The 12,300-nt window shown below is 62.2% G+C and carries 10 protein-coding genes; 2 read left to right on the forward strand and 8 right to left on the reverse strand.

All coding sequences use genetic code 11. The features are described 5' to 3' along the window. Positions 1-21: 21 nt before the first annotated feature. The 8 genes from AC0L4C_RS08280 to AC0L4C_RS08315 all read right to left on the reverse strand — a co-directional run bounded on the left by AC0L4C_RS08280 (position 22) and on the right by AC0L4C_RS08315 (position 9,105). On the reverse strand, positions 22-927 hold the full coding sequence (locus AC0L4C_RS08280; RefSeq protein WP_473403480.1) for a substrate-binding domain-containing protein: 906 nt from the start codon (positions 925-927) through the stop codon (positions 22-24). A gap of 206 nt (positions 928-1,133) precedes the next feature. Further along, a complete protein-coding gene (locus AC0L4C_RS08285; protein WP_473403149.1) occupies positions 1,134-2,183 on the reverse strand; it encodes an ABC transporter permease in 1,050 nt (349 codons plus the stop codon). Next, complete coding sequence (locus AC0L4C_RS08290; RefSeq protein WP_473403150.1) at positions 2,180-3,718, reverse strand: sugar ABC transporter ATP-binding protein; 1,539 nt, start codon at positions 3,716-3,718, stop codon at positions 2,180-2,182. Before AC0L4C_RS08290 ends, AC0L4C_RS08285 begins: the two co-directional genes overlap by 4 nt. Beyond that, positions 3,715-4,350: a DUF2291 family protein gene (locus tag AC0L4C_RS08295; protein ID WP_473403151.1), complete on the reverse strand. Its 636-nt coding sequence runs from the start codon at positions 4,348-4,350 to the stop codon at positions 3,715-3,717. The genes AC0L4C_RS08290 and AC0L4C_RS08295 overlap by 4 nt, the downstream gene beginning before the upstream one ends. After that, positions 4,347-5,840, reverse strand: coding sequence for an FGGY family carbohydrate kinase (locus AC0L4C_RS08300; RefSeq protein WP_473403152.1), 1,494 nt, complete (start codon positions 5,838-5,840; stop codon positions 4,347-4,349). The genes AC0L4C_RS08295 and AC0L4C_RS08300 overlap by 4 nt, the downstream gene beginning before the upstream one ends. Then, on the reverse strand, positions 5,837-6,793 hold the full coding sequence (locus AC0L4C_RS08305) for a transketolase family protein (protein WP_473403153.1): 957 nt from the start codon (positions 6,791-6,793) through the stop codon (positions 5,837-5,839). Before AC0L4C_RS08305 ends, AC0L4C_RS08300 begins: the two co-directional genes overlap by 4 nt. Further along, a complete protein-coding gene (locus AC0L4C_RS08310; protein ID WP_473403154.1) occupies positions 6,793-7,632 on the reverse strand; it encodes a transketolase in 840 nt (279 codons plus the stop codon). The genes AC0L4C_RS08305 and AC0L4C_RS08310 overlap by 1 nt, the downstream gene beginning before the upstream one ends. Before the next feature lie 9 nt (positions 7,633-7,641). Next, positions 7,642-9,105, reverse strand: a complete 1,464-nt coding sequence (locus tag AC0L4C_RS08315; protein ID WP_473403155.1) for an L-fucose/L-arabinose isomerase family protein — start codon at positions 9,103-9,105, stop codon at positions 7,642-7,644. A 211-nt stretch (positions 9,106-9,316) separates the two neighbouring features. On the opposite strand from AC0L4C_RS08315, the gene AC0L4C_RS08320 reads away from it, so the two are divergent. Together AC0L4C_RS08320 and AC0L4C_RS08325 are read left to right on the forward strand one after the other, a co-directional pair. Next, the gene (locus AC0L4C_RS08320) at positions 9,317-10,126 is read left to right on the forward strand and encodes a DeoR/GlpR family DNA-binding transcription regulator (RefSeq protein ID WP_473403156.1); all 810 of its coding nucleotides are present in this window, start codon (positions 9,317-9,319) and stop codon (positions 10,124-10,126) included. A 272-nt stretch (positions 10,127-10,398) separates the two neighbouring features. After that, positions 10,399-12,300, forward strand: a complete 1,902-nt coding sequence (locus tag AC0L4C_RS08325) for an ABC transporter substrate-binding protein (protein WP_473403157.1) — start codon at positions 10,399-10,401, stop codon at positions 12,298-12,300.

Genomic DNA, 12,300 nt, shown 5'->3' on the forward strand with positions numbered 1-12,300 from the left:
CAGTCGTCGTCGGGAGGTAGATTAGGACTTCAGCTGGAAGGTCTCCAGCTGGGCAGCGTTGCTGGCGTCGATCAGGACGCAATCCATGGAGATCTTCTCGTCGATGCCGGTCGAGCCTTCCTTGAGGAGCTTGTCGGCCAGTTCGACCGCGTACTGGGCCTGGCGGTAGGCCGGCTGCAGCACCGTGGCGTGGATCTTGCCTTCGAGAATTTTGTCGCGGACGTCGTTCGAGCCATCGAAGCCGGCGATGATCACATCGGTCCGGCCTGCAGCCTCGAGCGCGGCCTGGGCACCCATGGCCATGGTGTCATTGCCGGCAATCACGCCCTGGATGTCAGGGTTGGCCTGCAGAATGGCTTCCATCTTGGTGAAGGCTTCGGTCTGGCTCCAGTTGGCGCTCTGCTGAGCGACCATCTTCAGGTCCGGATACTGGTCGATGACGTCGTGATAACCCTTCGAGCGGATGCCCGCATTGGTGTCGGATTCCTTGCCCACCAGCTCGACGTAGTTGCCCTTCTCGCCCATCGCCTCAACGAAGGATTCTGCCCCCAGCGTGGCACCCTGATAGTTGTTGGATACGATCTGCGCCGCAGCGACGCCCGTTGCGTTGATTTCGCGGTCGATCAGGAAGGTCGGGATGCCGGCATCCTTGGCTTTCTGGACGGCCGCTACGGAGGCGTCTGCGCCAGCATTGTCGAGGATGATTGCGACGGCCTTGGACGCGATCGCCGTGTCAAACAGTTGATCCTGCTTGTTGGCGTCGTCATCGTGCGAATAGACCTGCGTGGCGTAGCCAAGTTCCTTGGCGCGCGCCTCGGCACCCTGTGCTTCTGCAGCAAAGAACGGATTGTCGTGGCTTGGTGTTATGATCACGACCAGTTGCTCCTGCGCCATTGCAGGCGAGATCAGCGCCACACCCGTCATCATGCCGAGCGCAAGCCCGGCAGCAAGTTTCGAAAACTTCATAACGTCCTCCATTCGTCCCGATCGGGACCGCCATTCCAACGCATATCTTTTGTATGGTTGGTATTTTTTTCGTTTGTTGACGATAAAGTGTGAATTTGGCGCAAGTCAAGCATATACGACGTTAGTCGTAAGTGAATCGTCGGCTTTCGTGATTTCGTCGTGACAGGTCAGCCCTGTCGGGAGTTTGCGGCGAGCTTTCGCTGCAACTGATCCAGCACTACCGCAGCAATGATCACCAATCCCTTGATCACCATTTGCCAGAACTCGCTCACCCCCATCATCACCAGGCCGTCACTGAGGACACCGATCACGAATGCCCCGATGATCGTGCCGCCGATCATGCCGCGACCGCCGGAAAGCGAGGTGCCGCCCAGAACCGCGGCGGCAATGGCGTTGAGCTCGAATGTCTCGCCGCTGGCCGGGTGGGAGGCAACAAGTTGCGATGAAACGATCAGTCCGGCGACTGCGGCGCAAAGGCCGGAGATCATGTAGACGGCCAGCTTGATGCGATCGACACGCACCCCGGACAGCGACGCCGCCCGTTCATTGCCACCCACTGCGTAGACCCGCCGACCGAACGGCGTGCGCTGAGCGACATAGGCGGCGACGAGCGCCATCACGATGAGGATGATGATCGGGTAGGGGATGCCGAGGAGATTGCCTGAGCCGATGATCGGGAATCCCTGGTTCTCGAGTTCCGGCTTGCCGACCAGGTTGGGGAAAGTGGCGCCGCCCGACAGCAGCAGAGCGGCGCCGCGCGCGACATAGAGAGTGCCGAGGGTGGCGATAAATGGCGCAACCGATAGCCGGGTTATCAGCAGCCCGTTGATGGCGCCGATGAGCACTCCCACCCCGAGCGATATCAGTACCACCTCGAAAATATTGGGATAGATGACGATGCCCAGCATCGGCAGTTCCAGGCCGCGGGCGATCAACCCGCCTGCAACCATGCCCGTCAGACCGACGATCGACCCGACGGAGAGGTCGATACCCCCGGTGAGAATGACATAGGTCATGCCGATGGCCAGGATGGCATTGATCGCCACATGCTTGGAAATGATGACGGCGTTTCCGACCGAGACGAAATTCGGTGCCATGACGGCAAAAAAAACCACGACCACGATCAGGGCGATGAAGGTTCTCAGCTTGAGCAGCACGAGCAGGGCCGAGTTGTCAGCAGCGCCCTTGGACGCTGGTATGGCGATTGCTTTGGTCAACGGGCCTCTCCCTGATTGCTGTGCTCGATCTTGAGCGTCGAGGCCCGTACCAGGGCTTCGTCCGTTGCCTCTGCGGCCACCAGATCGGCTGTTACTTTGCCGTAGGCCATGACCAGGATGCGGTCGGCGACCGCATGGGTCTCCTTGAGGTCCGACGTCGTGTAGACGATCGCCAAACCGCGGTCGGCCAGTTCACGCATGGTGTTGAACACCTCTGCCTTGGCGCCGATGTCGATGCCGCGACTTGGCTCGTCGAGCAGCAGCACGCGCGGCTCCGTCAGCAAGGCTTTGCCGATGACCACCTTCTGCTGGTTGCCGCCCGACAGCGAGGTGATCGGCGCGTCGGCGCTGGCGGTCTTGATGTGGAGGCGATCAATCGCTTCCTGCAGCAGGGGCGCTTCGGCGGACCTGGAGAGCGAGAAGAAGCGCGTGAAGCGCCTGAGGCTCGCCAAACCCAGGTTGCCGCCCACCGACAGGTTCTGTATCAGCCCGTCGCGCTGACGATCCTCCGGTACCAGCAGCAGGCCTGCGGCCATGCGGTCGGCAACGGAGTGACCGACCAGGTTCCGGTCGCCGATCCGGACCGTTCCCTCAGCATTGGAGCGCAGCCCGTAGAGGCTCTCGAACAGTTCTGTCCGTCCGGCGCCGAGCAGACCGTAGATCGCGGTGATCTCGCCGGCGCGGAAGCTGACCGAGACATCATCAACGGCATAGCCGGCGCCGCGACGTGGCAGCTTGAGGTGCTCCGCCGTTAGTACGACCTCGCCGGCAGCGCGGGCCGGCGGGCGTCGGGCGACGACTTCGTCCGCGCCCAGCATATTGCGAATGATCCAGGGGATCGATGCTTCGGCGCGCGGAGCGCTGACCTCGAGATGGCCGTCGCGCAGCACGGTATAATAGTCGCCGATGCGCATGAGCTCTTCGAGGCGATGCGAAATGTAGATGATGGCCACGCCGGAGCGCTTGAGTTCACCGATCACCTTGAACAGCACCTCGACTTCAGACGCCGACAGCGCCGAGGTCGGCTCGTCCATGATGAGAACCTGGGCATCTTCGCAAAGGGCCTTGGCGATCTCGACGATCTGCTGCTCGCCGATCATCAGCTCGCCGACCAGTGAATCGGGATCAATGTCGTGCTCGAGCCGGGCCAGCAGTTCCGCTGCCCGGTCGCGCTGCGCCTTTCGGTCGATGTGGATGCCGGCGCGGGTGATGTCGCGGCCCAGAAAGATGTTCTCGGTGACGCTCATGTTGGCGCAGAGGTTGAGTTCCTGGAAGACGATGCCAATGCCCTTGGCAGCCGCATCGCGTACGGAGCTGAACGTGACCGTCTCGCCGTTGAGCTCAAGTGTGCCCAGCGTTGGCCGCTCGACACCGGCGAGGATCTTCATGAGCGTCGACTTGCCGGCACCATTCTCGCCGATCAGGACGTTCACCGCACCGGGCATGACGTCGAAGTCAACGTTCTGCAGCGCGAGAGTGCCCGGGAAGGCCTTGGTGATACCGCGCGCCGTCAGAATGGGTTCCGAGCTCATCATTGGCTCTCAAGCGAGACCGGGGTGATGACAATCTTGTCGGACTTCGAGTTCAGGCTCATCGTCCCGAGGAAGCTGACTGGTGTACCCTCGGCCATTGCATCGACATTTGGAGCAACGCCAGACATCGCGAGTGCAGTGATGGCAGTGCCCACATCGGCGAACTCAAGCTGGTTGGTGAAGTCCTTGAACGAGACAAAGGGCAACGCATCCCGGAGGGTGTTGCCGCGAACGACTGGCCCGATCTGGATAGTCACCTGATGCCCCGGTGCGGCATCGGTAGCCACGACCAGACTGCCTGCCCGCGACTTCGTGTTCTTGGTCACGACTGTTCCCGTGCCCCTCACGACGAAGGACCAGGGCGATCCCTCGTCGGCGGGGCGATAGCCATACCCGGTGCCGGCCGCGTCGAGGTCGGCAGCTATTGCATCAAGCACCTCGTTCACCGGGTGGGCGTTCTCGGTGAAGTAGGGCATGGCCCGGGAAGCCCAGAGATCCTGGGCATATGCGGGTGCGCTGAAGGCGTTGGCCGCGGCGTCACTGGCATCCTGTTCGATGGACACGATCTTGCAGCCGCCCAACGACAGCGCGGCGACGGCAATGCCCAATGCAGCCAGCACCTGACGGCGTTTCATGCAACCGACTCCTCGTTGTGGTTCGAGCCCGCCAATGCCTGTGCGACGCCATGCCGCCAGCGCTCCACCGCCAGCTTGCGGTCGCGTTCGGAAAACTGCGGGCGGAAAGACTTGATGTCCCCTCGCTGCGGAATGCCGCCCCAGCCAAGACCGGATGCTGCCAGCGATGCGGCGCCGATCGCACTGACTTCGGCCGCTTCGCCGCGGGCCAGGGTGCAGTTGGAGATGTCCGCCTGAAACTGCATCAGGAAGTCATTGCGCGATGCACCGCCATCGACCGAGAGGGCGCTGACCGGACTGCCGAGATCAGCAGCCATGGCGCTGAGCACATCGGAGACCTGAAACGCGATGGCCTCCAAAGCAGCGCGGGCGAGGTGCGCTCTCATGGTGCCGAGCGACATGCCGGCAATCAGTCCGCGGGCGTCGTCGCGCCAGTACGGGGCACCCAGTCCCACCAGAGCCGGAACAAAGACGCAGCCATTGGTGTCCTCGACGGTCAGGGCCAGGTCGGAGAGTTGCTGGGCACCTTCAAGGCCAAGCATGTCTGCCATGAAAGCAGCGGCCTGGCCCGACACCGAGATGTTGCCTTCGAGCGCATAGGCGACGCCGCCATCCGTCGTGCTCCAGGCGATCGTGCCCGAGAGGCCATGTTGCGAACTCACCCGTTTGCCGGTGAGTGTCATGAGCGACGAACCTGTGCCGTAGGTGGCCTTTGCCATGCCCGACTCGCGCACGCCGTGCCCATAAAGTGCGGCATGGGAGTCGCCCAGCATGGCGCCGATCGGCGTGCCTCCAGGCAGGGCTGTGGCACCGCTGGCAACGGTGCCAAAGCGGCTGTCCGAAGGCAGCACGGTCGGCAAGACGTTCAGTGGCACGTTGAACAACCGGCCAAGCTCCTCGCTCCATGCCAGCGCCTGCGTGTCAAAAAGCTGCGTGCGAGATGCGTTGGAGTGGTCGGTGGCATGCACCTTGCCGCCGGTCAGCTTCCAGAGCAGCCAGCTGTCCACTGTTCCGGCGCGGATCTCGCCGCGCTCGGCCCTGGCGCGCGCGCCGGGAATTTCGTCGAGCAGCCATGCCAGCTTGGCCGCCGGAAACAGCGGATCGAGGGTTAGTCCCGTCCGTTCAACGACCAGATCGGTGTGTCCGGCTTTCCGGAGCGCAGCGCAGCGATCCGCCGATCGGCGGCACTGCCAGATGACGGCGGGCCCGATGGGCTCGCCCGTGTGCGCGTCCCACGCAACGATGGTCTCACGCTGGTTGGAGATGGCGAGTGCCGCAACCGGCCCGGACAGCTTGGCCACGGTTGCGGCGATGACCTGCTGGACGCTGTTCCAGATTGCGGTCGCCGATTGTTCGGCCCAGCCCGGCCTGGGGTAGCTGACGTCCATCGGGACGGACGCCTGCGCCACGATACGCCCGGTCGCATCAAGCGCGACCGCCTTGGTATTGGTTGTCCCCTGGTCGATGGCCAGGATCAGCTGGCCGCTCATCTGCGTTTCTTGACCAGAACCTGACGCGCGGCCGTCGCAATGCCGTCTGCAGTCAGGCCGGAACGTTGCATCAGCGACTCGACGGTCCCGGTGGGCTGAAAGCCGTCAAAGCCCAGGATACGCATCGGGACCGGCGTGTGGGTCGAAACCAGCTCGGCAACCGCCCCGCCGAGGCCACCACGCACATTGTGCTCTTCGACCGTGACGATGGCCCCGGTCTCGGCCGCCGCCAGAATTGCGGCTTCGTCGAGCGGCGCAATGGTCGCCATGTTGACAACGCGGGCGGAAATGCCCTCGCGCGCCAGCGTGCCGGCCGCCGCAACAGCGCGGTGAACCATGGTGCCATTGGCGATGATGGCGAGGTCGTCGCCGTCGACCAGTGTCTCGGACCTGCCGATCTCGAAACTGACGACCTCGCGTTCCAGCGCCGGCACCGGCATGCGGCTGACGCGGACGAACACGGGACCATCGTGCGCCGCTGCGGCGCGGATCGCTGCCTCGGTCTGCCAGGGGTCGGCTGGCACGATGATGGTCAGGTTGGTCAGCAGTCGCAACCAGGCCATGTCCTCGATGGAATGGTGGGTCGGTCCGAGCTCGCCATAGGCGATGCCGCTCGACTGGCCGATCAGCTTCACGTTGACATTGGAATAGGCAATGTCGGCCTTGATCTGCTCAAGCGCACGGCCTGTGAGGAAGCAGGACGCCGCGGAGACGAAGGGGACCTTGCCACCATTGGCCAGTCCGGCGCCCACAGCGACCACTGTCTGTTCGGCGATGCCGACGTTGATCTGCCGCCGCGGGAATCGCTTGCCGAAATTGACCAGCTTTGAAGATCCGATGCTGTCGCTGACAACGGTGACGATGCGCTCGTCCGCCTCTGCCAGCGCCTCGAGCGTCCTGGAAAAACTGTCGCGGCAATCGAAGAAGCCGCTTTGAACTGCTCCGGCAGCCATTACACGAGCTCCCTCATGGCCTGCTCGAACTGCTCCTTGTTGGGGACACCGTGATGCCAGGCGACATTGTCGTGCATGAAGCTCACGCCCTTGCCCTTGAACGTGTTGGCAATCACGCAGAGCGGCTTGCCGCGCCCCTTGGGCGATGCGGACAGCACGCTGTGGATATGCTGGTGGTCATGACCGTCGATAACCTCGACATGCCAGCCGAACGCGCGCCACTTGTCGTCCAGTGGGTCGAGGCTCGCTGTATCCTCGGTGCGGGCGCCCTGCTGCAGGCGATTGCGGTCGATGATCAGCGTCAGGTTCTCAAGCTTGCGGTGACCGGCGGTGAGCGCTGCCTCCCAGTTGCTGCCTTCCTGCTGCTCGCCGTCGCCGGTGAGTACGAACGTGCGGAAGCCTGCCGCATCAATCTGTCCGGCAATCGCTATTCCCACCGCCACCGGCAAGCCATGACCGAGTGGACCGGTGTTGGTCTCGACGCCCGGCAGGTAGTTCCTGTTGGGGTGGCCGTTGAGGCGGCTCATTGGCTGCATGTAGGTATCGAGCAGGTCTTCGGAGAAGTAGCCCGCCGCCGCCAGCACCGAGTAGAAGGCCCCGGTGCAATGGCCCTTGCTCATGACGAAGCGGTCTCGTGCCGGATCGTTTGGGTTCTTCGGATCGAAGCGGAGAACCCCGAAATAGAGCGCTGCGAGCAGATCGGCAGAGCTGAAGTCGCCACCCGGATGCCCGAGCTGCGCCTCATAGACCATCTGGAAACTTCGTCGCCGAATCCAGAGGGCCTTTTCCCGGATCAGAGCGACAGGATCGTTGCGACGATCAAGTGCGGGAGCAGACATGGACTGACCTCAGCGCAGGAAGGGAACTGGAGGGGCGAAACCGGGGACCGTCTCATGATGGTAGTTCTGCCAGCCGAGATAACGGGTGACTGCCTCGTCGACGACCTTGGCGTGGTGACCGCGCACCATTGCCACGTGATGCTCGAAGCCGTTGCGGGCAATGAAGGTCAGCAGCTCGCGCAGGCGGGGAACCGCCGTGACGGCAATTCCGCCATCCATAGGGAATGTGTCGGCGGTGAATTCTCCCTCGCCGACATAGGTCTTGATCATGCCCTGCCGATCGTCGGTGGAGAGCCGGAAATAGGTGAGTGGCCCGGGCTGCACCTTGCCCTTGACCGCGCCGAAGCACTTTTCTGGTCCAACGACCGTGCCGATTACGCCCAGGTTCGAGATTTCCGGCGTCTCGCCGATGAAGCTCTTGGGGAAGTTGCCGCAGTGCGTGCAGACACACTTGTCGACTGCGTCGCCGTAATTGTTGTTCCAGTCGAGCAGGGCGGGAGGCGCCTCGGCCGCCAGTGCCAGTGCGTACATGGAAATGGCGCCGGCGACGTCGACCTCGCATGCCGATGGCTGCAGCTTCTCGCCCATCATCGACATGGCCAGGCAGGTGGCGCAGCCAAAATTCTCCTGCATCGACGTCCAGCACTGGATCGAGGACGCGTCGCATTCGTTGCGCTCCATCCACCGATCGACGACGATGCCGAGCCGGGCCTGCTTGACGATGTTGTCGCGCGCGATATGGGCCGGAATCGTGCCGTAGCCGAAGATTTCCTCCAGCCGGACTTTCACGTCCGGGTCGTCGCCGGAGAGCTTTTCCGCCTCGCCAATGATCTCGGAGAGGTCGACCGTCACCACCGAGATGCCGCTCTGCTGCAGTAACTTCTCGGAAAAGCGCATGGTCTGGAAGGCGCCGGTGCGCGCGCCGATTGCGCCGATGCGGGCGCGACGCAGGCCGCGTACCGTGCGGCAGGTGCGAATGAACCGATCGAGGTCGCCGGCAAACTCCTCGCCATCGAGGTCAGAGGTGTGCGACGTCGTGTCGGTGAACGGGATGCCGTACTGGTAGAGGTTCGAGGTGACCGAGATCTTGCCGCAGAACGCGTCGCGGCGGCCCATCAGGTCGGTCTTGTCGAGCGTGTCGTTGCAGGCCTGCAGCAAGACCGGAACCCTGAGGTCGGACATGGCGATTGTCTCGACCACGGCGATCTCGTCGCCGAAATTGGGAAGCGACACGACGATGCCGTCGATCTCGTCGCGGTGTTCGCGGAAGAATCTGGAGTACTTGTGTGCGTCTTCGCGCGTTTCGACGGCGCCGTTCGGCGTCGCATCCATGGGCAGGATACGGTAGGAAACCCCCAGCTTGTCGCAGGCCGCGGTCAACTGGGCGCGGGCAGTGGGGGCGTAGGCTGAGTTGAAGAACGCACGACTCGATACGATGAGCCCAAGCGTGACTTTTCTGTTGAACGGCTTCAAGGTTTGTCCCCTCCCAGGGTGTGCCGTATGGACGGCTGCTTTGAGCGCAAGCTAGCCGCAGACCGAGCTATATACAATAGCGTTAGGTTTCGATTTTTCGCGGTTTATGTCGAATTCTCCGCTATAGGTTGGCCTTGCGATCCTTTTCCAGTTGATGCCAAGGTGCGGGCGGAGTGGCGATGCCCGCCGCGCGCGAACAGGGACAATTCCGATGGCAGTAGCAGACAGGGCGCGGCGACCTGGCTCCTCCAAACAGGCGCTGCTTGCCGAACCGCGGCGTCGGAAGATCCTGGAATGGTTGCAGGAAGAGGGCAGCGCACGCGTCCGCGACCTGTCCAAGGCGTTCGGCGTTTCCGAGGCGACGGTGCGCCAGGATCTCGAGCGTCTCGAGGCCGAAGGCCAGATCGTGCGCGAGCACGGCGGGGCGTTTCTGAAATCGGTGTCGCAGCAGGTTCAGTCGATGTCCCTGCATCACGTCGAGAACATGGATCGCAAGATCCGTATCGGTCGTCTCGCTGCGGGGCTGGTGGAGAACCACGACACGATCATTATCGATTCCGGCACGACGACCACTGAATTTGCCCAGAATCTCACGGACAGGCAAGGGTTGAACGTCATTACCAATGCGCTCAACATCGCCTTGATGCTGGGGGCCAATCCCACGAACGCCGTGCATATGCCGGCTGGCCAGTTCAAGGCGCCGACCCTGTCGCTGAGCGGCGAGAAGTCCGGCGATTTCTTTGTCGGCATCTTCGCTGAGAAGCTGTTCCTCGCCACTGCCGGCATTTCCTTCGAAGCCGGGCTGACCTACCCGGCCATCGGCGACATCTACGTCAAGCGGGCGATGATCAAGGCTGCCAGCAAGATCTACCTGCTGGCCGATTCGACCAAGATCGGGCGGATGTCGTTCTCCTCTCTGGGGCCCGTCGACCTGGTGGGGACGCTGATCACCGATGACGGCATTCGCGATGAAGATCGCAAGCGCTTTGAGGCCGAGGGCATCGAAGTCCTGACCGCCTGACAGCGATCCTTGGCGATTCTGCCTGCATTTTCCGCGATTCCTGAAGGTTGATGGCGAAAGTTATCGCAGAGGCATTGACGCGTCTGGTGATCCTCGATTAATCCTATAATTCGCAAGCAAACAAAAAAACTCGAAAAGCGCTGCGGACGGCAAGGCCGATCACCCGATGAACGGCATTGCTGAAAGATTGGGAGGGCGAGCGCTGAGCGCTCTGCCCAGAGGAAAGATATCGCGACTGTTCGCTCAAGGCGTGTCGCGACAGGAGGAAAACAATGATCAAGCTGAGCCGCTACCTCATGGTCCCGCTCTTGGGCGTGATGATGGGGACAACGAGCTTTGCGCAGGAGATGACCGATGTAGGGACGCCGCGAAGCGAGACCCTTATCGTGCAGACCTTTGACGGCAAGGTCGCAAATCCCGACGCGCAGAACCCCTTCATCTCCTATGCAATCTGGCGCGGATTCCGCGAGCTGGGTTGGAGCTCACTGTGGGAAATGGACACCGCAACCGGTGAGTCCTATCCCGAGCTGGCATCGGCGATGCCGGAAGTCCTCAACGACGAGCATACCAAGTTTCGCGTCACGATCCGTCCCGGCGTGTTCTGGAGCGACGGCGTCGAGTTCACGACCGATGACCTCGACTACACCCTGTCGGCGACCTTCAAGTACCGCGACAAGTTCACCCGTGTCTCCCAGGTGGCCAGCCTGATCAAGAGCTGGAACGTCGTCGACAAGTACACAATCGAATTCGAGACCAACGAACCGTCCTACGACTTCCAGACCTCCATGGGTGTCTATTCGTGGGGCGCCCGGTTCGTTCCGGTTCCCAAGCACATCTTCGAGCCCCAGGGCGACAATGTCGTCTCGTTCAACAATGCGCCCGCCGTTACCCTCGGGCCATACAAGATCAAGGCCTACGACCCGAACGGCTTCTGGCAGTTGTGGGAGCGCCGCGACGACTGGGAGCGCTCCGGCTGGGGGAACCTGGGCGAACCGAAGGCCAAGTACGTGCTGTACAAGGATTTCGGTGCTGAAGAGACACGTACTCTCGCCTTCGTACAGAACCAGTACGACATCGACACCTTCATGAGCCCGGACAGCATTCAGGCTGCCAAGGGCCGCAACCCGGCCATCGAGACCTTCTCGAAGTCCATGCCGTACCACGACATGAACGATGCCTGTTCGTGGGCGCTGTACATGAACCAGCTGAAGGCCCCCTACGATCAGGAAGCCGTACGCTGGGCCATGGCCCTGGCTCTCGACCTCAAGCAGGTCGGCATCACTGCATTGAGCGGCCAGTTCAAGGTTGCGGCCCTGCCGATTGCAGACACGCCGGTCACCAACCCGCTGTTCTATGCGCCGTCGCAGTCCTTCCTGAACGATCTCACCCTGGCCGACGGGTACAAGCCCTTCGACCCGAATTTCGGTGCCGATCTTGTAGCGGCCCTCAAGGCGCAGGGCTTCCCGGAATCCGAACTTCCCTCGGCCGATAACATCGCAGCGAGCTTTGGCGGCGGCTGGTGGAAGCACGATCCGGCGCAGGTCGAAAAGCTGCTCGCTTCGGTCGGCATGAAAAAGGGAGCCGACGGCTTCTATGCGATGCCGGATGGCTCGCCTTGGGTGATCAACCTGACCACCCCGGGTGACTGGAACAAGAACATGCAGCGCCTCGGCTTCTCGATCGCCGACAGCTGGAAGAAGTCGGGGATCAACGTTTCCGTCCAGCAGGTCGACAATGGCGAGTTTGGTGCAGTGCAGACGACCAACGCCAAGAACGAAGTGCAGCTGAACTGGGCCAACACCTGCGTCTACAACTCCAACTGGCGCAACAGCTGGGGCGTGTTCAAGGCGGACAACGTCAAGGACGCGAACTCCGACGAACCGCTGAACGGCAACTGGATGCGTGTCACAGATCCGGAGATCTTCGACATCGTGGCGAAGAGCGCGTCGCTCGAAACGAACTCGCCGGAATACATCGCCAACGGTATCGAGATCGCCCAGAAGCTCACCTCAACCATGCAGGCGATCAACCTGATGGGCATCCCGACGACGGTGCCGACCAACAGCACCTATTGGACGAACTACACCAAGCAGGACAACTTCTACGCTGCTCCGTACACGTGGTGGTCCTCGTTCAAGAAGACGCTGGTCAACATCGAGCCGACGGGCAAATAA

It is taken from the genome of Devosia sp. J20-27, from assembly GCF_055808595.1.